This is a genomic window from Bradyrhizobium sp. YR681, assembly GCF_000282615.1.
Lineage (GTDB): Bacteria > Pseudomonadota > Alphaproteobacteria > Rhizobiales > Xanthobacteraceae > Bradyrhizobium.
Map to the genome: position 1 here is coordinate 99,756 of NZ_AKIY01000205.1, position 21,129 is coordinate 120,884.

Genomic DNA, 21,129 nt, shown 5'->3' on the forward strand with positions numbered 1-21,129 from the left:
AGCGAGGATCAATCCTTCGGACGCAGCTTCTCGACTTCGGCGTCGCTGGGCAGATAGTCCGCGCCCTTCTTGTAGACGGAGTCCACCATCACGCCCTTGCCGTCCTTCAGCGCGGTCTTGCCGACATAGGCGCCGAGCGTCGACTGGTGGTCGATCTTGCGGAAGGTGATCTCGCCGAACGGCGACGGCATCGACAGCCCCTCCGCCGCGGCGATCAGCTTCTCCGGATCGGTCGCGCCGGCCTTCGCCAGGATCGCCGCCGCCGCCTTGATGGTCTGGTAGCCGACGATCGAACCGAGACGCGGATAGTCGCTGTACTTGGCCTGGTAGGCTTTCAGGAACGCGTCATGCTCGGGCGTCTTGATCGAGTACCAGGGATAGCCGGTGACGATCCAGCCCTCCGGCGTCTCCTCCTTGAGCGGATCGAGATATTCCGGCTCGCCGGTCAGGAAGGAGACGACCTCGCGCCCCTTGAACAGGCCACGGGTATTGCCCTCGCGCACGAGCTTGACGAGATCGGCACCGAAGGTGACGTTGAGGATCGCTTCGGGGTTGGCGGCGGCAACCGCCTGCACCACCGGACCTGCGTCGATCTTGCCCTGCGGCGGCCACTGCTCGTCGACCCACTGGATGTCAGGGCGCTTCTCCGACATCAGCTTCTTGAACACGGCAACCGCCGACTGGCCGTATTCATAGTTCGGCGCGATCGTCGCCCAGCGCTTGGCCGGCAGTTTTGCGGCCGCTTCCACCAGCATCGCGGCCTGCATGTAGTTCGAGGGCCGCAGGCGGAAGGTGTACTTGTTGCCCTTTGACCAGGTCACGGCGTCCGTCAGCGGCTCGGCCGCGAGGAAGAACACCTTCTTCTGGTTGGCGAAGTCGCTGACCGCAAGACCGATGTTGGACAGGAACGTGCCCGTCAGCATCGCGACGCCTTCGCTGGAGACAAGTTCGTTGGCCGCGGTCTGGGCATCCGCCGGCTTGCCGCCGTCGTCCTTGGAGACGACGACGAGCTTCTTGCCGTTGATGCCGCCGGCTGCGTTGATCTCCTCGACCGCGAGCTGCCAGCCCTTGCGATAGGGCTCGGTGAACGCCGGCAGCAGCGAATAGCTGTTGATCTCGCCGATCTTGATGTCCTGCGCCATGGCCGAATGAGCCATGCCGCCCGCCAGAAGCGCGAAGGCCGCGCCGACGAAGTAATTTCTTGCTCGCATCCCAACCTCCAGTTTTGAACTCTATCTCTTCAGCATGATCTTATCGGAAACCGGTTCCCACTTTTCCGGATCATGCTCTATTTCAGGCCGTCTTCGCCCTTGATCTCCGCAACCGTCAGCCCGCCGACGCGCGGCAGCGGACGGCCGCTGTCGGTGACGGCGACCGCGACCATGATCTCGTTGGCGCGCGGCGCGTCGTTGATCTGCACTTCCATGCCGTCGAAATGGCTGCGCACGAAAGCCGCGTCCTTGTGGCCGAGCGGAATATCGAGCGTCGTGCCGGGCCCGCTGCGCTTCTTCGACGACGGGATCAGCGCCGCCCCCTTGGTCAGCACCTTGCGCACCGGCGCGCCCATCTTCGGGTGAAGGATGGCGGCTGCATGTTCCAGCTCGCCGTTCTCGCCGACGGCCGCAGCCTTGCCGTAGCTCTGTGCCTTGGCGCCGTCGATGCCGAGCGCCGCCACCGCGCGCTTCGACAAGAGCTCACCGAGCTCCTCGCCGATCGCGATCAGCGGCGAGAGATCCTCGACATATTTTCCGGCAAAGGGATTTTCGATCACCGCGATCGCGGCCGCACGCCGGGTCGGCGGCGAGACCTGGCGGCCCATCTCCATCTGCGTTTCTTCGACGACGGTGACGATCTTGCGGATGATCGCGCTCATGTTTCGCTTCCCTTTTCAAGCATGGACCGCGTTCTCCAGCACGAGCGGGCGCGTCCGTTGCTCTTCTATATCCTTCGGTCCGATGACAAGCATATCACCACAAAGCTGCAACACGGCACCTTCGATCAATCCGCGATCGAATAATTGCCGTGCACATTCCGCGCCAGATTCCAGCGCGGTGGCGACCTCTTTCCGCGACAATTCACCGACGTCGCGGGTGACGAGGCGCGCGCCGAGATCGCTGTCGCTCTGAAGCTCGTTCGCAGGCTTCCGGATGATGGCGGAATGCCCGGGCAGATCGACGGCGTTGGCGATAACAGTCGCCGCCGCATCGGCCTGCGACGCCGTTGCTGCGAGCACCGTCACGGCGTCGGCGATGCCGAGGGAAAAGCTGCGGCCGTGGCGCCCGCTGGTCGCGACGCCGCGTACGGGATCGTCCGAGTAGACCCGCATCGTTCGCATCACGCCGTCACGATCCGGCCGGTCCATCAGGCCGACCGAGAAATGCTCTGCCCGGCCGAGATGGAGCGCGATGTCGCCGCCATTGTTGACATAGGCACGATCGAGCGTCGCGGCCCTCAGCATCGCGCCAAGAATTTCCTCCGCCACGCTTCCTGCCACGGCAGCCATCGGCGTGATGAAGCCATCGGCGGCATAGGGCGAGACAGCGGCGTGCATTCGGCGCGCCACCACGCCTTGCAGCGAAGTTGCCTTCCCGGCGGCGCTCCGCAGCACCGGCAGTTCCGCACAGAGTTCATCGAGCAGCCCGGTGAAGCGCCCCGCCGCAGCCTCATAGGCCGAGCGAACCTCATCCACACGGCCCCTCGCCTCGACGATCAGATCAATCGGTCCATCCTGCAAATGCAGCCGCCGGCCATCAGACAGCAATGCGATTTGCGGGAGCCTGGTCATGCCCGGGGCCCCGGAATCGGGTTCTGCCAGGGCAGCTGACGGACATCCTCGCCGTTCTGCACTTCGGACAGCGGCTTGACGTAATCCATGTGTCCGCCGAGCGCGGCGTAGTCGGTCAGCTTCATCGTGAACTCGATCGGCGCGACCAGCGCCGGTGTCGGAACATAGCCGAACGCACCCGCCGGCATCTGCGTCACATCGACCATGTAGGTGATGCCGCCGCCCGGCCAGACATAGACCGGCGCGCCGCCGCTGGTGACGCGCGTCAGCGCGTCCTTGACCGAACGCGTCAGCCGCACCGGATTGTCGGTGACACCGGCGCGCAAGGAGCCGCCGGCACCGGCCATGAACAGCACCGTGCACAGCGCCGGCTCGCAATTCTCCTGGATACGCTCGACCGAGAACTTCAGATCGGCGGGCATCTCGGTCTCGACCGGCTTCAGCGCCTCATCGAGCACGTAATAGGACGAGTGCTCGCCGGTGGTGGACACCATCAGCATCGAGAGGCCGGGCTTGGCCTCCTTGGCATCGAACGGGCCGAGGATCGCGAGCGGATCGGAGATATTGGTGCCGCCCCACCCCGTGCCGGGATCGGCGACCTGGAAGTAGCGGCCGGGCGTCGAGCGGCGCCCCTTCATCTTGATGCCGGTGTCGGCGATGTCGAGCAGCTTGCCGGCCTGGTGCTCGCTGAGCACGCCGGTGATGTGGTCGTCGACGACAACGACCTCGTCGACCTTGCCGTGCCATTGCTTGGCGAACATGCCGATCGTCGCCGAGCCGCAGCCGACGCGCATGCGCTCTTCCTTCATGCCGTTGACGATCGGCGGCTGGCCGGCCTGCACCACCACGCTCGCGCCGCCGTCGATGGTGAGCTCGACCGCCTTGCAATTGGCGAGGTCCATCAGCGTGTCGCAGGTGATGCGGCCCTCCTTCTTGGAGCCGCCGGTCAGATGATGCACGCCGCCGAGCGACAGCATCTGCGAGCCGTATTCGCTGGTCGTGACGTGGCCGACCGCCTCGCCCTGCGCGCGGACGGTCGCGGTTTCCGGGCCGAGATAGCGATCGGTGTCGATCTTCACCTTGATGCCGCAATAGGAGAAGATGCCCTCGGTGACCACAGTCACCATGTCGACGCCATCGACCTCCGCGGAGACGATGAACGGCGCCGGCTTGTAGTCGGGATAGGTCGTGCCCGCGCCGATCGCGGTGACGAAGGTCGAGGGTTCATGGACGATCTTGCCGTCCCAGTCCTCGGTGCGGCTGAACGGCACCAGCTTGCCGCCATGCGAGACCGTGCGCTCCAGGATCACATGCGGATCGACACGGACCAGCTTGCCGTCGTGGTTGGCATAGCGGTCGCAGGCGCCCGCCGCGCCCGGCTTGATGTAGCACATCACCGGACAGGCATCGCAGCGGATCTTGTCGGCAACAACGCTCGTCGTTTCAGTCAGCATGTGCGAGCCAGCGGATCGAGACGGTTATCATTCGTATACGAACGATGTTGCGCGCGCTCCCCCGGACCTGTCAAGCGGCGGTGCAGCGCAAAAGATGCTGCTGCCGCATAAAACCTCATTTGCCTATCCGCTTTGTCCACAAAGCAGGCAGCCGCGCTGCAGTGCGGGATGCGCGGCTTGCACGTTTGTGTACAAACGGTATCGTCACGACGTCAAATTTTAAGCGGGCTTGGGAACGAGGATGATTCAGACACCGATCCGCCTCACCGTGAACGGCAGGATCCACGAGATCAGCGCGACGCGAGATACGCCGCTGCTCTACGTGCTGCGCAACGACCTCGCACTCAACGGTCCGAAATACGGCTGCGGTCTCGGCGAATGCGGCACCTGTACTGTCCTGATCGACGGCGCGGCAGCCCGCTCCTGCGTGATTCCGGTCGGCGGCTGCGCCGGACGCGACATCGTGACGCTCGAAGGGCTCGGCACGCGCGACAAGCCTGATGTGGTGCAGCAGGCCTTCATCGACGAGCAGGCCGCGCAATGCGGCTATTGCCTCAACGGCATGATCATGACCACCAAGGCACTGCTCGCGCTCAACCCGCAGCCGACCGAGCAGGAGGCGCTGGCGGCGCTGCGCTACAATCTCTGCCGCTGCGGCACGCATGTCGAAATCCTGCGCGCCGTGATGCGCGCATCGGGCCAACTCGCCGGGGCCGCGGATTGATGGCCTCCCCTGTTTCGAACGGAGCCGAACGCGGCTCGCTCGTCGTCGTCCACACCGTGGACGAGGTCACATCCGAAACCTTCGTCCGCATCACCGCGGACGGCTCGGTCTCCGCCTATAACGGCCATGTCGATCTCGGCACCGGCATCCGCACCGCACTCGGCCAGATCGTCGCCGAAGAGCTGGATGTCTCCTTTGCGCGCGTCGTCGTGGTGCTCGGCGATACCGCATTGGTACCGAACCAAGGCGCGACGATCGCGAGCGAAACGATCCAGATCACCGCGGTTCCCCTGCGCAAGGCCGCAGCCCAGGCGCGGCACTTCCTGATCGCGCGGGCGGCGGAGCGGCTGGAGCTACCGGCCACCGATCTCACCATCGAAGACGGCCTCGTCCGCGGCCACGACAATCGCAGCGTCAGCTATGGCGAGCTGATCGGCGGCGAGACGATCCGCCTCGAGCTTGCCGACAACGTCGCGGTCAAGGCGGTCGGCGATTACGCCATCGTCGGCCAGTCGATGCCGCGCGTCGACCTGCCGGCCAAGGCCACGGGCGAGCTGACCTTCGTGCACGACATCCGCCTGCCCGGAATGTTGCACGGCCGCGTGGTGCGGCCGCCCTATGCCGGCGTCGATGCCGGTCCATTCGTCGGGACAAGCTTGCTCGCGGTCGACGAAGCTTCGGTGCGCGACATTCCCGGTCTCGTCGCCGTGGTTCGCATCGGCGATTTCGTCGGCGTCGTCGCCGAGCGCGAGGAGAATGCGATCCGCGCGGCCGAGCAGCTCGCGGTGAGCTGGCGGCCGACACCGGCGCTGCCCGATCTCTCCGACGTCGAGGCCGCGCTGCGCGCCAGTCCCTCGACGCCGCGCAAGCTGATCGACAAGGGCGACGTCGATGCGGCGATCGCTGGCGCGGCCAAGCCGATGCAGCGCACTTACGTCTGGCCGTACCAGATGCACGCCTCGATCGGCCCATCCTGCGCGGTCGCCGATGTCCAGGACGGCAACATCCGCGTCTGGTCCGGCACGCAGAATCCGCACGTCCTGCGTGCCGACCTCGCACTGCTGGTCGAACGTCCCGAGAGCGAGATCGAGGTCATCAGGCTGGAGGCGGCCGGCTGTTACGGCCGCAACTGCGCCGATGACGTCACGGCGGATGCGTTGCTGCTCTCGCGCGCGGTCAGCCGGCCCGTCCGCGTACAGCTGACGCGCGAGCAGGAGCATATCTGGGAGCCCAAGGGCACCGCGCAGCTCATCGACGTCAAGGGCGGTCTCAACGCCGACGGCGGCATCGCCGGATACGACCTCGCCACGCGCTATCCGTCCAACTCCGCCCCGACGCTCGCCCTTCTGCTGACGGGGCGGATCTCGCCCGATCCGGCTGTGCTCCAGATGGGCGACCGCACCGCGATCCCGCCCTACGATTACGACCACATGCGCGTCGTCGCGCACGACATGGCGCCGATCGTGCGCGCCTCCTGGTTTCGCGGCGTCTCGGCGCTGCCGAACACGTTTGCGCATGAATCCTATATCGACGAAGCCGCGACCGAGGCCGGTGTCGATCCCATCGCATACCGCCTGCGCTATCTCAGGGATCAGCGCGCCGTCGATCTCGTCAATGCGGTCGCCGAACGCGCGGGCTGGACGCCGCGGCCGGTCCGCGAGGAAAAAGACGGCGAGATCGTGCACGGGCGCGGCTTTGCCTATGCGCTCTACGTCCACAGCAAATTTCCGGGCTATGGCGCGGCGTGGTCGGCCTGGGTCGCCGACGTCGCGGTGAACAAGACCACCGGCGACGTCAGCGTGACGCGCGTCGTCGCCGGGCAGGATTCCGGGTTGATGATCAACCCGGACGGCGTGCGCCACCAGATCCACGGCAATGTCATCCAGTCCACCAGCCGGGCGCTGATGGAGAAGGTCTCGTTCGAGCGCGGCGCGGTGGCGGCGCGCGAATGGGGCGCCTATCCGATCATTCCCTTCCCCGACGTGCCCAAGATCGACGTGCTGATGCTGCCGCGTCAGGACCAGCCGCCGCTGGGCGTCGGCGAGTCCGCCTCCGTGCCGAGCGCCGCCGCAATCGCGAATGCGATCTTCGATGCCACCGGCGTACGCTTTCGCGAGCCGCCGTTTACGCCCGAGCGGATCCTGAAGGGCCTGTACGGTGAAGCATCGCCGGTGCCGGAGGCCCTGCCCGCGCCCGCCGGGCCGCGACCGTCCCGCATCTGGCAAAATCCCTTCGCCAAACGCGCCGGCCTCGCGGCGACGATCGCGGCGGTCTGCACCGCCGCAATCGGCATCGGCGCGGCTCTCCTGCCCGGACGTGCCATCGCCCCGATCGCGCGCCCCGATGCGTCGGTCTATTCCGCCGCGACCATCGCACGCGGCGAGCAGCTTGCCGCGCTCGGCAATTGCGCGGAGTGCCACACTGGCCTCACGGGCGGGCTCAATGCCGGCGGCCGCGCGCTGGAGACGCCGTTCGGCACGATCTACTCCACCAACATCACGCCCGACGTCGAGACCGGCATCGGCGCCTGGTCCTACCCCGCCTTCGAGCGCGCGATGCGCGAGGGGCTGCATCGCGACGGACGGCAGCTCTATCCCGCCTTCCCCTACACGCATTTTGCCAAGACCGGCGATGCCGACATGCAGGCGCTCTACGCCTATCTGATGGCGCAGCCCGCGGTGCGCGCGACGGCCCCGGAAAACACGCTCGCCTTCCCGTTCAATCTCCGCCCCCTGCTCGCGGGCTGGAACGCGCTGTTTCACCAGACGAAGGAATTCAGGCCCGATCCTGCCAAATCCGAGGCCTGGAATCGCGGCGCCTATCTGGTCGAGAGCCTCGGCCATTGCAGCGCCTGCCATTCACCGCGCAACGCGCTCGGCGCCGAGCAGCGCAATGCCTATCTCGCCGGCGGCTTTGCGGAAGGCTGGGAGGCCCCGCCGCTGACCTCGCTCTCGCACGCGCCGATCCCGTGGAACGAGGACGAGCTGTTCACCTATTTGCGCACCGGACATTCGCGCTATCACGGCGTCGCCGCCGGCCCGATGGCGCCGATCGTGAGGGACCTCAAAGCACTGCCCGACCAGGACATCCGCGCGATGGCGGTCTATCTGAATTCATTCAACGAGGCGGCGGCCGGCCAGACGCAAGACGCGCTTGCCGCCAGGCTCGAAAGCGCAACGCAAGTCACCATCGCCTCTTCCGCCGGCGCGCGGCTCTATCAGGGTGCCTGCGCCGTCTGCCACGAGGTCGGCGGCCTGCCGCTGTTCGGCAGCCGGCCCTCGCTCGCGCTCAACAGCAACATTCACAGCGCGACATCGGACAATCTCGTCCAGGTCATCCTGCACGGCATTGCCGAGCCCGTGTCGAGCGATCTCGGGTACATGCCCGCGTTCAGGAACAGCATGAGCGACGCGCAGGTCGAGGAGCTCGTCAGCTTCCTGCGCCAGCAGTTCGCGCCGGACAAGCCGGCGTGGAGCGGTATCCGCGAGACGATCGCACGGGTGCGCGCCGCAGCGCACTAGGCAATACGAAGGAAGGCGTGGCTTGAAGTCCGCCTGCGGCCATCCTTCGAGACGCCCGCCTGCGGCGGGCCCTCAGGATGAGGGCAGAGTGCGTGGCAGCATTTTGAGCTGCCGCTTAGCCTCATCCTGAGGAGACCGCGGAACGCGGTCGTCTCGAAGGACGAGGCGCTTGCTCAAACCCCGCCGAGCTACGCGTGCTTCTTCGCCTCCACCGGCGGCGTGCCGTGGGTGTGGAAGGATTCGATCGTCTTCAGGCCCCAGGCCTGGCCCTTTTTGCGCTCTTCCTCGGTCCACACGATCGGCTTCCAGTCGGGCGCGAGGATGAGGCGGGCGCCGGCGTTGGCGACCTCGACGCGGTTGCCGCCGGGCTCGTAGACATAGAGGAAGAAGGTCTGCTGGATCGCATGCTTGTGCGGGCCGGTCTCGATGTGGATTCCGTTCTCCAGGAAAATATCTGCAGCGCGAAGAATCTCCTCGCGGCTGTCGAGCGCGTAGGTGACGTGGTGGAAGCGGCCGGGCGTGCCTGAGTGGTCGAGCGAATAGGCAAAATCGTAGCTCTTGTTCGACATCGTCAGCCACATCGCGGCTTCACGGCCATCGTTGAGCACGATCTGCTCGGTCAACCGGCAGCCGAGATAATTCTCGAAGAACTCGCGGTTGGCCTTGATGTCGACGGCGAGGCAGTTGAGGTGGTCGAGCCTGCGGACATTGACGCCGCGCGCGGGAAAACGCTGCGCCTGGTTCTTCAGCGCCGGCTTCAGTTCCGGCGGCGCCTGATACCATTCGGTCTCGTAATAGAGCTCGACGATGTGGCCATCGGGATCGCGGCAGCGGAAGGTCGGCCCCTGCCCCATGTCGCCGTCGATCCAGCCGATGTCGAAGCCGGAGCCTTTCAGCGCGGCAACGCGGCGCTCCAGCGCCTGCTGGCTGCGCGCGCGCAGCGCCATGTGCTCCATGCCCGAGGTCTTCGAGGCCGTGAGCTTGAGCGAATACCGCTCGTAATCGTCCCAGCCGCGCAGATAGACCGACTCGCCCTTCTGACCGCTGACGGTCATGCCCATCACGTCGACGAAGAATTTCAGGCTCTCGTCGGGTTTTGGCGTCAGCAGCTCCATGTGGCCGAGATGGGCAAGATCGAGGATCGGTTCGGGCTGCATGGGTTCCTCCTGGCACAGCAAGCGATCCGCTGGACCGGATCGCGCGATCGGGTGCAAGCCGCAATTGGCTGATGCGCCCGGGGCGGCAGCGAGGCCGCAGGTTCATTTGTACTAATGTACAAATGATTAGGTCCCGTCAACAAATCAAACCCTGCATCCCCGCTCGAACGGCGCCCGCCCGGCGAGGTCACACATCCTCCGAACGGCGGGCAGACTGCCCGGATGGTAAAATCTTCCTTAATCGCCTGCAGGCCCGCCGGCCTAGAAAAGCGGCATTCCATGGTCGTTTCCGCGCATAAGTATGCATCAGGAACAAATCTGTCAGCGGAATTGTCGCGGATTTAACGAAGCGGGCGCGCCTGCCGCTTAACCGTTTGTCCAGCGGCGACCGGGCATAGTGGAGTGTAAACTCCTCGCTCATGCCAGGTTCATTCATCGTGACATCCTTTGGACGCGTGATTTCGGTTCGCGGATCGCTCGCCCGGGTCGGGCTTCTGGCGGCCAGCCAGATGCCGATCTCGGAGGTTCGGGCGACCGTCGGCCGCTTCGTCAGCATTCGCTGCGCCAGTTCGGTCATCGTCGCCATGATCACCGAAGTCTCCTGCGAGAACCTGTCGAGCGCCGACAATTACATCGCCATCGCCTCGGTCGACCTGCTCGGCGAGATCCTCAACGCCGCCGACAAGGCCAAATTCCAGCGCGGCGTCACCAATTATCCGACCATCGGCGATTCCGTCGACCTGATCACCAGCCAGGAGCTGCGCACGATCTACGCACCGACCGGGTCGGACCAGATCAATGTCGGCTTCCTCCAGCAGGACCGCTCCGTCATCGCCTATGTCGATATCGAGGAAATGCTGTCCAAGCATTTTGCCGTGCTCGGATCGACCGGCGTCGGCAAATCCACCGGCGTATCGCTGCTGCTCAACGAGATCCTGAAGGCGCGCCCGAACCTGCGCATCTTCCTGCTCGACGTCCACAACGAATATGGCCGCTGCTTCGGCGACCGCGCGCTGGTGCTCAACCCGCGAAACCTGAAGCTGCCGTTCTGGCTGTTCAATTTCGAGGAAATCGTCGACGTGCTGTTCGGCGGCCGCGCCGGCGTGCCCGAGGAGCTCGACGTCCTCGCCGAGGTGATCCCGATCGCCAAGGGCATCTACACCCAGTACCAGAACACCGATCGCGTCGGCCTCAAGCGCATCGATCCCAAGCAGATCGGCTTCACCGTCGACACGCCGGTGCCCTATCGCCTGGTCGATCTGATGTCGCTGATCGACGAGCGCATGGGCAAGCTGGAAAACCGCTCTTCGCGCATCATCTATCACAAGCTGATCTCGCGCATCGAGGCGGTCCGCAACGACCCGCGCTACGCCTTCATGTTCGACAACGCCAATGTCGGCGGCGACACCATGGCCGAAGTGATCAGCCATCTGTTCCGCCTGCCCGCCAACGGCAAGCCGATGACGGTGATGCAGCTCGCCGGCTTCCCGGCCGAAGTGATCGATTCCGTCGTCTCGGTGCTGTGCCGCATGGCGTTCGACTTCGGCCTGTGGAGCGACGGCGTCTCGCCGATGCTGTTCGTCTGCGAGGAGGCGCATCGCTATGCTTCCGCCGACCGCAATGTCGGCTTTGGTCCCACCCGCAAGGCGGTGTCGCGCATCGCCAAGGAAGGCCGCAAATACGGCGTCTATCTCGGCCTCATCACCCAGCGTCCGGCCGAGCTCGACGCCACCATCATCTCCCAGTGCAACACGCTGTTCACGATGCGTCTTGCCAACGACCGCGACCAGGCGCTGCTGCGCGCCGCGGTGTCGGATGCGGCCGCGAACCTGCTCTCCTTCGTGCCCTCGCTCGGCACCCGCGAGGTGCTGGCGTTCGGCGAAGGCGTCGCATTGCCGACCCGCCTGCGCTTCAAGGAGGTGCCGCCGCACCAATTGCCGCGCGGCGAGGCCACCATCTCGAGCGTGCCGTCGGTGACATCGGGTCACGATATGCATTTCGTCGGCGCGGTGCTCGAACGCTGGCGCGGCGCGACCTCGAATCGCGACGCTGCACCGAACGATCCGATATTCCCGACGCCCCCCGCAAAGACGCTCAGCACCGCCGAAGCCCCGATGCTGCAGCCCTCGATGGGCCTGGACCCGGACCGCTTCTCGCTCTTGAAGAAGCCGCTGCGGTAAGGCCGCTCCAACCACGTCGTCATTGCGAGCGCAGCGAAGCAATCCAGAATCCCTCCGCGGAAAGACTCTGGATTGCTTCGCTGCGCTCGCAATGACGGAGGATGGAGCGTCGTTCATAGTTTACACTTTCGTCGCGGCCCGTTCGGCCCGCAGATTGAGCCTGTCGCCCGCATCGACTATGGTTGCCCGCCCCAAGCCGGAATCCAAAGCCCATGACAAAAACCGCCGCGCAACGCTTCCCCGCTCCCGCCCTCGACACGCTTCCCGACGACATCCGCACCCGACTTCTCGCCGTCCAGGAAAAAAGCGGCTTCGTGCCGAACGTGTTCCTCACGCTGGCCTACCGCCCCGACGAGTTCCGTGCCTTCTTCGCCTATCACGACGCGCTGATGGAGAAGGACGGCGGCCTCACCAAGGCCGAGCGCGAGATGATCGTGGTGGCGACCTCGGCGGCCAACCAGTGCCAGTATTGCGTGATCGCGCACGGCGCGATCCTGCGCATCCGCGCCAAGAACCCGCTGATTGCCGACCAGATTGCGGTGAACTACCGCAAGGCCGACATCACGCCGCGGCAGAAAGCCATGCTCGATTTCGCGATGAAGGTCTCAGCGGATGCGCAGCGCGTTTCGAATGAGGATTTCACAGCGCTTGCCCCCCACGGTTTCAGCGACGACGACATCTGGGACATCGCCGCGATCTCGGCCTTCTTCGCGCTGTCGAACCGGCTGGCCAATTTTACGGGCATGCGGCCGAACGAGGAGTTCTATCTGATGGGACGGCTGCCGAAGAAGTGACGCAGCCGACGGCACGACCGTCAGCGCCGGCGACCAGCGCGTCGCCAATAGAAGACCGCAAGCGCGACCGGCAACGACAGCGCCAGCCACGAAAGGCCATCCCAGACGCCGTCTCCGACAAGCGCCGAGCCGAGTCCCGCGGCGCAGATCACACCGACAAGGAGCGGCATGCGAAACACGCCCCAGGCACTTCTGTGGTGCCGGGCCGGGTTCGGAGCGTCCGCCTTGGGAACGGAAGAGAGCATTGGATTAGACACCGACCGCCGCGCTCACACCTGCATCGAGCGGCTTGCGGCCGGCCGGCGACGATCTTCGCCTGGCGACCCAGAGGTAAATTCCGCTGACGAGGATGATGATCGTGATTACGTCCAGCAGCGCCCAGACGATCTTCAGCGGCAACCCGCCATAATCGCCGAAATGCAGCGGGCGCGACACCTGCAGCGTCTTCAGATACCAGGGCACCTCGGGGGCCACGATCGTCTTGCCGTCATTGGCATCGACCAGCATCGGCTGAAGCATCCGCGCCGTGAACGGCGTCGCGCCCTTGGTCCAGACCACGAGGTGCTGCGGGCTGCCGAAGCGTGCCGATGTCGGCATCGTCACCGACGTCACCAGTCGATCCGGAAATCTTGCACGAACAAGTTCTACGGCAGCCTGGACTGACGGGATCGGGGCCACGGGCTTGCCGAGATGAGGCGCCAGCAGGACGGGGATCAGTTGCGCACGCCACAGATCGAACAGCGGCGTCGCCAGCGTGTTGATCATGCCGGTGAGACCCACCACCATCGCCCAGGTCACCGTGACGATGCCAAGAAAATTATGGGTGTCTAGCCATTTGACGCGAGGTGACGACCGCCGGCGGATCGTGCCAAAATCCAGCCGGCGCATGAACGGCCAATAGACCACGACGCCGGATATGATCGACACGGCGAACACGAGCCCCATGGCGCCGAGAAAGAGTTCGCCGGGGAGTCCCGCGAACATGTCCTTGTGAATCCGCAGCACGATGTCCATGACGCTCTGGTGCGGGGCCTCCTCACCCAGCACCTCGGCCGTCCGCGCATCGAGCGTCAGGCGATGAAAATTCCCCGGCGCCGGCACCGCAGTCGGCGAAACCGCAACGGTCACCAGCGGTTCCGTCTGTTTCAGATTGAGAAGCAGGACGAACTGACCGGGAAAGCGGGCCTGTGCGGCGGCAATCATCCGGTCGAGCGAGAGACGCGGGGTGCCCTCCTGCATGGCTGGAGCCGCAATCTCGTCCTCGAGCAAGTCGTCGATCTCATCGTGAAACACCAGCGGAAGCCCGGTCACGCACAGCATCAGCAGGAACAGCATGCACACCAGCGACGTCCAGGTGTGAATGCGGGACCACAGGCGGATCGTGCGTGCTTGAACCATGGCGTCTACCAGCGATAGCTGACCGTGCCCGTGATCGTGCGCGGGCTGGTGTATTGGCAACCGCCACCCGTCGTGCACGCAAGGGTGACGCGGTCGGCGATGTTCTTCACGTTCAGCGCCAAATTCACACCCTTCGGCTGGCGATAATGCAGGCCGGCGTCGAACACGACATAGCCCTCGTTGACGATGGTGTTGGTGGTATCGGCGAAGGTCGGCCCGTTGTAACGGACGCCGCCACCGAGACCCCAGCCGTCCCAGGTGCCGCCCTGCACCGTGTAGTCGAGATAGGCCGACGCCATCTGGCGGGCTACCGAAGTTGGCACCTTGCCGAGGTCGGTCCCGGTGCTCTGGGTGACCTTGACGTCCTGATTGGTATAGGTCGCCACGAGATTCAGTCCGGGCATGATCTGCGCCAGCGTCTCGAACTCGATACCGCGCGAGTTCACCTCGCCGAGCTGGACCGAGAAGCCGAGATGTGATGGATCGGTCGTGAGCGAATTTTGCCGCGTCAAGTCATACAGTGCCATCGTCATCAACAAAGTGCGCGATGGCTGATACTTGATGCCGACCTCATGCTGCTGCGCCGTAGTCGGCTTGAAAGGATTTCCGGCAAAGTCCGTATTGGGTGTCGGCAGAAAGGACTCTGAGTAGCTGTAATAAGGCGCCACACCGGAATCGAACACGTAGGAGACGGCCCCCCGCTTGGTGAAGGCCGTGTCCTTCGTATCGGTGGTCTTGTTGGTCGCCAAGGCGTAGGTGTTCTGTTCCGACGCGTCGTATCGTCCGCCCAGCGTAAAGATCCAGTTCTGGATCTTCATCTGATCCTGCACATAGACGCCGATCTGGTCGATCGTCTGGTTCGCCGAAGGGGTGGTGAGCGTAGTCGGAGCCGCAATGGTCTGGTCGTAGACCGGATTGATTTTGCTGAGCGACGGCGCATTTCCGGAATAGGTCCGGTCCGTCATGTTGAACGTCAGATAGTCGACGCCGGAGACCACGGTATGCTGAAGCGGCCCCGTGCCGAACTTGCTGATCAGATGGTTGTCGGTCGACACGGTGTCGACCTGCTCCTGTATGTGCATGGCGCGCCGCGGGAAGACCGTGGTGGTATCGAGCGGAGTTCCGACGAACGTCAGATAGCGATAGTCGAGCTCGGTATGGCCGTAGCGGGCCTTCGACTCGAAGATCAGATTGTTGCTGAAGCGGTGCTCGAACTGATAGCCGACCCGCTCCTGCTCCTGGTCGAACTTGTTGTAGCTGGGGTCGCCGAGGAACAGCGGCAGCGCCGTGACACCGGTGATCTTCCCGCCGGCAACATGGAGCATCGACAACGGAAAGGCATTTCCGGTCAGATCGTGGGTGTAGTCGGCAAGAATGGTCAGCGTGGTATCGTTGGTCGGCTTCCAGGTCACCGCGGGCGCGATATAGGTCCGGTTATCCTTCACGAAGTTCGAGAAATTGGCGATCTGCGCATCGGAATCGCGGACCACGCCGGTGAGCCGGTAGAGCAGCGTGCCGTCCTTGGTCGCGGGCCCACCGAAATCGAACGCGCCCTGAAACCGGTCGTAATTGCCGAACTGACCGACGATCTCGCCAAAGGCCTTGTCGGGCGGCCGCTTGCTGATGACGTCGACGAGCCCGCCCGGGGCGCCCTGCCCGTACATGACCGAACTCGGTCCCTTGATGACATCGATGCGCTCGAATCCGTAAGGCTCGTTGCGGAACAGCGAAAGGAAGTTGGGATCGCCGACCTCGCGCAGCCCGTCGCGATAGGCGCCATAGCCGTTGTTGTCGAAGCCGCGGATAAAGACATTGTCGAAGCGCGGATCCTTGCCGCCGGGCTGCACGGCCAGACCCGCGACGTACTGCAAGCCTTCGACCAGCGTCGTGACCGAGCGGGCATCGAGCTGGTCGCGGCTGACGACGGAGACGGATTGAGGCGTCTCGAGGATCGGCGTGTCCGACTTCATCGCGGCGGAGCTGACGACAGGTACAAAGCCTCCCACCGGATCCGTGCCGCGCTCCGCAGCAACGCCAGCCGGTTGAGCAGCCGCCTGCCGCGTCTGTCCTGCCGCGCGCGATCGCGCACGTCGCGCACTGGCGGATCGCGCGTTGCGCGATGTCGTGACCTTTCGCTTGTCTGCACTGCTCTGTTCGACCACGACGGGCGCAAGGACGGATGCTCCACTGGCGCTCTGCGCGTGCGCTGTGCGGCCCAAGGCAATGGCAGGCGGCAGAGCAAGAAGACCCAACAGCACCGATACGCGCCCGCGCTTCTTTGCGCGTGCGCCAAACAGACATTCCAGCATTCCCAGTCCCCAAATTAGCGGGGACGACCATGCAGAGACTACGCACGCACAATCAAAGCCTTTTGGACGCTAGCGTCGTAGAATCGATACAGACTGGATCAGTTCTAATGAAGTGAGACGTCGCCATTCCGCAACGGCCTTCCGCCAGTTGCATGAATTCCCGATGCAGACGATCGCCGCCAGATGCAGGCGCCGCTCGTCGCAGCGGCCGATGACACGACCCTGAGCTAGAACCGGAGCCGCCGCGCCCACAGCGGTTTCAGCAACTCGAGCACCGTCAGCACCAGCAGCCCCGCGCCGAGCGTGATCATCAGATCGTCCGCATGCAGCGGACCAAAGCGGAACAGGCTGGAGGCCGGCGGCCAGAGCAGCGCTGTGGCGAGAACGAGGGCGATCGCTGCGAAGATCAAGGCCAACGCGGGATTTGGACGGAAGAATGCGGACGTGAATGACGCGCTGAAAGACCGGTTGACCAGGACCAGAGCGACGATGCAGACGACGAGCGTCACGAAGGCGAGCGTCCTCGCCTCGTCGGCTGCAAGGCCGGAGCGAAGCGCGCCGACGAACATGATTGCGGTCAGGGCAAATACGAGGGCGCCCTGAAGCACGCTCCAGCAAACCAGCGCCCACGAGAACAGCTCGGAATCGGCCCGTCTCGGCGGACGCGTCATCGCATCGTGCTCGCCCCGCTCCGCCTCGAACACCAGCGAGCAGACGGGGTCGATGATCAGCTCCAGAAACGCGATGTGCACGGGACTGAAGATCAACGGCAGTCCGAACACCAGCGGCAACAGCGCAAGTCCGGCGATCGGGACATGAACGGCGAAGATGAACGCCATCGCCTTGCGCAGATTGTCGTAGATGCGGCGGCCCAGACGAATGGCCGACACGATCGAACCGAAATCGTCGTCGAGCAGGACGATCGACGAGGCCTCTCGCGCGACGTCGGTGCCGCGCCCACCCATCGCGATGCCGATGTGAGCGGCCTTGAGCGAAGGCGCGTCATTGACGCCGTCCCCGGTCATCGCCACGATCTCGCCGTTGAGCTTCATCGCCTGGACGATGCGCAGCTTCTGCTCCGGCAGCACCCGGGCGAACACGTGCACGTGCTTGACGCGTTCCGCCAGCGACGCATCGTCCGCCAGCCTCACCTGATCGCCGGTCATGACGTCATGGACGTCGAGCCCGGCCTCGCTCGCAATGGCAACTGCCGTTGCCGGATAATCGCCGGTGATCATGACGACACGGATTCCCGCCGCGCGGCATTCGCGAACCGCCTCGACGACATGGGGCCGCAGAGGATCGGCAAGCCCGACCAGGCCGACAAAGCGAAACGTGAAAGCCTGCTGCGACGTCGGGAGTGAGGCGTCATCGCAGGCGGCGACCGCCATCCCCAGCACACGAAGCCCGTCCTTCGCCATCGCTCCGACGGCAGCCTGTGTCGACTCCTGGTCAGCAGCGCTCATCCTGCACAGCCGCGCAATCGCCTCGGGCGCCCCCTTGGCGCATACGATCAGGTCCTCTCGGCCGGCGGTCCGCCAGACCTGCGTCATCGCCAGCAGTTCGGGGCGCAGACCGTAGGTACGCTCCAGCGTCCGGCCGCCATCCAGCGCGTCGCCGTCCCGCAAGGCATGACGCGCGAACAGGTGCAGAGCCTTCTCCATCGGGTCGAACGGTTCCTGGGAGCTCGCCAAGGCGCCACAGCGTACCAACTCGACGAATTCGGGCCTCGCATCATCGTGGCCGGCCGCCGCCGGACGCATGCGCGCCCCATCGGGCAGCCGCAGCTCCGCGACCGACATCTGGTTCTGCGTCAGTGTTCCGGTCTTGTCGGTGCACAGGACCGTCGCAGAACCGAGCACCTCGATGGCAGCGGCGCGCCGCGTCAGGACGCGGGCCTGCGAAATCCGCCATGCTCCCATCGCCATGAAGACCGTGAGCACGACGCCGAACTCCTCCGGCAGCATCGCCATGCCGATGGCGATGCCTGCGAGCAGCGCTTGCAGCCAATCCCCACGCAAGACGCCGTAGAGCGCGACGGCGGCCAGGCTGACCACCGCGCCGCCGAGAAAACAGAGCCGCACCAGTCTTGCAGTCTGCTGCTGAAGCCGGGGCGGCTCGGCCTTTAAGCCGCGAAGCGACAGCCCGATCTTCCCGATCTCGCTGCGCGGGCCGGTGGCCTCGACCAGTGCCAGCCCCTCACCGCGCACGACGAGCGCGCCGGAATACACGAAGGCCTGATCCTCGCCGCCGGGCCGGTGATCGGCTGATGCGGCCTTGTCGCCGACCCGCTTGCGGACGGGCACCGACTCGCCGGTCAGCAGCGACTCGTCGATTTGCAGATCGCGCGCGTCCACCAGCGCGGCGTCGGCCGGAATCCGGTCGCCTTCACCGAGGACGAGCAGATCGCCGCGCACGACCTCGCGGCCCGGAATGCGCCGGCGTTCGCCGTCCCGCACCACCAGCGCGCGAGGGCTGGTCAGATCGCGCAAGGCGTCCAGCACCCGCTCGGTCCGGGTCTCCTGCACCACCGTGATCACGATGGACATCGCGCCGAATGCCAGGAGGATCAGCGCTTCCCTGAGGTCGCCGAGCACGAGGTAGACCAGCCCGCCACAAAGCAGCAGCATGAGCATCGGCTCGCGCAGCACGTCGATGACGATGCGCATGGGGCTGCGTCGTTCGGGCCGGGGCAATTCGTTGGCGCCGTCCTCTTCCAGCCGCGCCCGGGCCTCGGCCTCGCTCAGCCCGGCAGGTCTTGCGCCGTTCGTGCCGCTCACGTCTTCCGCCGCAGGCTCCAGAGACTCCCCGCGAGCAGGACGCCGGTCACCAGCAGCATGGCGACGAAGGTCTGGATGATGGTGAAGTTCAGGGCATCACGCGCAACGAACAGCGCGGTGATGGCCCCGGCAAGGATAAAGAGGACGCGAAGGATCAGGCTCATCGTCAGGTCTCCCGGTTGGCATGACCGGAGCCACCTCGCCCCCCGCCATCGGGCGCAATGCCGGTTCACCTATCATGTACGGACGACCGTAGCGGGCCACGCCGGCGACGATTTGCGGCATATCAAATGCCCGCATGCCAGGAGGCGGCGGAATTCGGATCGAGCTGAATGTTGCGCGTCGCCTCGTCCGCCTCAGGCCGGTTCGACCGCGAGCGTGATCGATATCGTCATGCAGGGAGAGCCTTCCTTGCGGACGTCCACGACGACCTGATGCGCGCTGCCGGCGACGAAGGCGTCACGGGCGATGGACGCGCCGGTAAGCACCGCTTCCTTGCGCGCGCCTTCCACATTGACGAAATCCTGTCCGTGCTCGTCGGGGATGAAGCGGCCGTTCTCGTGGATGTCAAAATGGAATCGCGGCATCTGCGGCTCAAAGTGTTGGCGACTGATGCAAATAACGATCGTCGAAATCGGCCAGTTCCAGAAATTTGCGTTCATCGAGCACGGTGACGCGACCGCGGTGAAACTCGAGGATTCCCTCCTGTCGCAATTGCTTGATGACGCGATTGGCGTGGACCGCGGTGATCCCGAGGGCTTCGCCGATCTGCTCCTGTGTCATCGGCATCTCGAAATGGTCGCCGTCGACGCGTCCGATGATCCTGAGACGCTCGCGCAATTCGATCATGACATGGGCGAGCCGCGAGGGCGCGGGACGCTGGCCGACATTGACGATCCACTCGCGAAACATCGCGGCATCTATCAGCGTGTCGCGCCAGAACATCTCCGCGATATTCGGGGCGCGCCGATGCAGCTTCTGCAGCGTCTCGTGGCTGATGAAGCCCAGCGTCGAAGGCGTCAGGGTCGACAATTCATGGTCCATCACGTGCAGGAACAGGCTCATCAGATCCGGAATTTCGCCTGGAATGTGAATGGAGAGGATCTGCCGCTTGCCGTTCGCAATCGTCTTGGAGCGCACGCAGAAGCCATCCGCGATCAGACAGCAATCGGTCGCACGCTCGCCGTCACGCACCACCGGCATCTCGGCGGGGAACTGCCGCACCGAGATCGGGAGGGCCTCGATCTCCTTGATGTCGTCTTCCGAGATATTGGAGGTCAGGCGCAGGCGCCTGACCAGCGCCGCGCGGATCGCATCGCCGGTCACCTAATAACTCCCGATTGCTCATGGAACTCGTGACGCCGCAGCGCCCGCAATGGAAACCCGCAATCGGCTTGCCGGGTTCCAACAAAAGTTAAGGACGCGGGTCGCGTCCGCATGGTTGGTTTCGTGCTGGAAAGGCCAAGCCATGACCAAGAAACGCAACCGTACGCGCCCCGCCCTGTCACTTCAGGAGCGCCTGAACAAGTTCACCCAGGAGGCCCGCGCCGCCGCCAGGAAGCTGCCGGCCGGCGCCGAGCGCCACACGCTGCTGCAGAAGGCCCGCGACGGCGAAGCCGCCGCGGAGATCGAACGGCTGCTATCGTCGCCCGGTCCGCAAAGCACGAAGTGATCCGCGTTGCCCGGCGGCCGTGGAGCGCCGTGCCGTCAGTGCTTCGCCATCAACTCGAGTGCCGGAGCGAAGCGCTCGGAAAACGTCAACGCCTTGGCGTGATGGACAGCGGCAAACGACGCCGAGATCCCTGCCGAGGCGACCGCGAGCAAGGCAATTACGAAAACCAGACGGCGCATGTTGGCCTCCTGTGTGAGCTCGACTACCCCATAGAGATGGGATCGCTCTGTTTCAGGACGGTGTCGTGCGAACAGAAAACGGCTTCGCTCAAGAGGCTGTGATCAGATCCTGGTGTCGGGCCGCGGCCGTCATACACTCATAATAGTCGCTGCCGTCTTGCGGCGGGTGCGAGCCG

General features: G+C 64.9%; 17 protein-coding genes. 5 read left to right on the forward strand and 12 right to left on the reverse strand.

Annotation, left to right across the window (positions count from 1 at the left end; translation table 11 throughout):
• Window positions 1-8: 8 nt before the first annotated feature.
• The 4 genes from PMI42_RS20030 to PMI42_RS20045 form a co-directional block, all read right to left on the reverse strand.
• Entirely contained in the window at window positions 9-1,211 is a 1,203-nt protein-coding gene (locus PMI42_RS20030; protein WP_008137395.1) for an ABC transporter substrate-binding protein, read from the reverse strand.
• A gap of 77 nt (window positions 1,212-1,288) precedes the next feature.
• Entirely contained in the window at window positions 1,289-1,873 is a 585-nt protein-coding gene (locus PMI42_RS20035) for an amino acid synthesis family protein (protein ID WP_008137397.1), read from the reverse strand.
• Window positions 1,874-1,888: 15 nt separating this feature from the next.
• Window positions 1,889-2,785, reverse strand: coding sequence for a UPF0280 family protein (locus tag PMI42_RS20040; RefSeq protein ID WP_008137400.1), 897 nt, complete (start codon window positions 2,783-2,785; stop codon window positions 1,889-1,891).
• Window positions 2,782-4,239, reverse strand: coding sequence for a hypothetical protein (locus tag PMI42_RS20045; protein ID WP_008137401.1), 1,458 nt, complete (start codon window positions 4,237-4,239; stop codon window positions 2,782-2,784). Before PMI42_RS20045 ends, PMI42_RS20040 begins: the two co-directional genes overlap by 4 nt.
• 241 nt (window positions 4,240-4,480) lie before the next feature.
• On the opposite strand from PMI42_RS20045, the gene PMI42_RS20050 reads away from it, so the two are divergent.
• Together PMI42_RS20050 and PMI42_RS20055 are read left to right on the forward strand one after the other, a co-directional pair.
• On the forward strand, window positions 4,481-4,963 hold the full coding sequence (locus PMI42_RS20050; RefSeq protein WP_008137404.1) for a (2Fe-2S)-binding protein: 483 nt from the start codon (window positions 4,481-4,483) through the stop codon (window positions 4,961-4,963).
• Window positions 4,963-8,484 (forward strand): molybdopterin cofactor-binding domain-containing protein, encoded by a 3,522-nt coding sequence (locus tag PMI42_RS20055; RefSeq protein ID WP_008137406.1) that lies wholly within the window; start codon window positions 4,963-4,965, stop codon window positions 8,482-8,484. Before PMI42_RS20050 ends, PMI42_RS20055 begins: the two co-directional genes overlap by 1 nt.
• 188 nt (window positions 8,485-8,672) lie before the next feature.
• On the opposite strand, the gene PMI42_RS20060 is transcribed toward PMI42_RS20055, so the two are convergent.
• On the reverse strand, window positions 8,673-9,641 hold the full coding sequence (locus PMI42_RS20060) for a catechol 2,3-dioxygenase (protein WP_008137408.1): 969 nt from the start codon (window positions 9,639-9,641) through the stop codon (window positions 8,673-8,675).
• Between the two features lie 419 nt (window positions 9,642-10,060).
• Here PMI42_RS20060 and PMI42_RS20065 point away from each other — a divergent pair, with 419 nt between their 5' ends.
• Together PMI42_RS20065 and PMI42_RS20070 are read left to right on the forward strand one after the other, a co-directional pair.
• The gene (locus tag PMI42_RS20065; protein WP_085969660.1) at window positions 10,061-11,821 is read left to right on the forward strand and encodes an ATP-binding protein; all 1,761 of its coding nucleotides are present in this window, start codon (window positions 10,061-10,063) and stop codon (window positions 11,819-11,821) included.
• Window positions 11,822-12,033: 212 nt separating this feature from the next.
• Window positions 12,034-12,615 carry a peroxidase-related enzyme gene (locus tag PMI42_RS20070; protein ID WP_008137412.1) on the forward strand — a complete coding sequence of 194 codons (582 nt, stop codon included), beginning with the start codon at window positions 12,034-12,036 and terminating at the stop codon, window positions 12,613-12,615.
• Between the two features lie 249 nt (window positions 12,616-12,864).
• On the opposite strand, the gene PMI42_RS20080 is transcribed toward PMI42_RS20070, so the two are convergent.
• The 6 genes from PMI42_RS20080 to PMI42_RS20100 all read right to left on the reverse strand — a co-directional run bounded on the left by PMI42_RS20080 (window position 12,865) and on the right by PMI42_RS20100 (window position 20,428).
• A complete protein-coding gene (locus PMI42_RS20080; protein WP_008137414.1) occupies window positions 12,865-14,013 on the reverse strand; it encodes a PepSY-associated TM helix domain-containing protein in 1,149 nt (382 codons plus the stop codon).
• Window positions 14,014-14,018: 5 nt separating this feature from the next.
• The gene (locus PMI42_RS20085; protein ID WP_008137416.1) at window positions 14,019-15,983 is read right to left on the reverse strand and encodes a TonB-dependent siderophore receptor; all 1,965 of its coding nucleotides are present in this window, start codon (window positions 15,981-15,983) and stop codon (window positions 14,019-14,021) included.
• Between the two features lie 566 nt (window positions 15,984-16,549).
• Window positions 16,550-19,102, reverse strand: a complete 2,553-nt coding sequence (locus PMI42_RS20090) for an HAD-IC family P-type ATPase (protein WP_008137418.1) — start codon at window positions 19,100-19,102, stop codon at window positions 16,550-16,552.
• The gene (locus tag PMI42_RS40085) at window positions 19,099-19,266 is read right to left on the reverse strand and encodes a hypothetical protein (RefSeq protein WP_008137419.1); all 168 of its coding nucleotides are present in this window, start codon (window positions 19,264-19,266) and stop codon (window positions 19,099-19,101) included. Before PMI42_RS40085 ends, PMI42_RS20090 begins: the two co-directional genes overlap by 4 nt.
• A gap of 192 nt (window positions 19,267-19,458) precedes the next feature.
• Window positions 19,459-19,689: a DUF6894 family protein gene (locus tag PMI42_RS20095; protein ID WP_008137421.1), complete on the reverse strand. Its 231-nt coding sequence runs from the start codon at window positions 19,687-19,689 to the stop codon at window positions 19,459-19,461.
• A 7-nt stretch (window positions 19,690-19,696) separates the two neighbouring features.
• Window positions 19,697-20,428, reverse strand: a complete 732-nt coding sequence (locus PMI42_RS20100) for a Crp/Fnr family transcriptional regulator (RefSeq protein ID WP_008137423.1) — start codon at window positions 20,426-20,428, stop codon at window positions 19,697-19,699.
• 142 nt (window positions 20,429-20,570) lie between these two features.
• Here PMI42_RS20100 and PMI42_RS20105 point away from each other — a divergent pair, with 142 nt between their 5' ends.
• Window positions 20,571-20,774 carry a hypothetical protein gene (locus PMI42_RS20105; protein WP_008137425.1) on the forward strand — a complete coding sequence of 68 codons (204 nt, stop codon included), beginning with the start codon at window positions 20,571-20,573 and terminating at the stop codon, window positions 20,772-20,774.
• 35 nt (window positions 20,775-20,809) lie between these two features.
• On the opposite strand, the gene PMI42_RS40090 is transcribed toward PMI42_RS20105, so the two are convergent.
• Window positions 20,810-20,953 carry a hypothetical protein gene (locus PMI42_RS40090; protein WP_008137427.1) on the reverse strand — a complete coding sequence of 48 codons (144 nt, stop codon included), beginning with the start codon at window positions 20,951-20,953 and terminating at the stop codon, window positions 20,810-20,812.
• Between the last annotated feature and the right edge of the window lie 176 nt (window positions 20,954-21,129).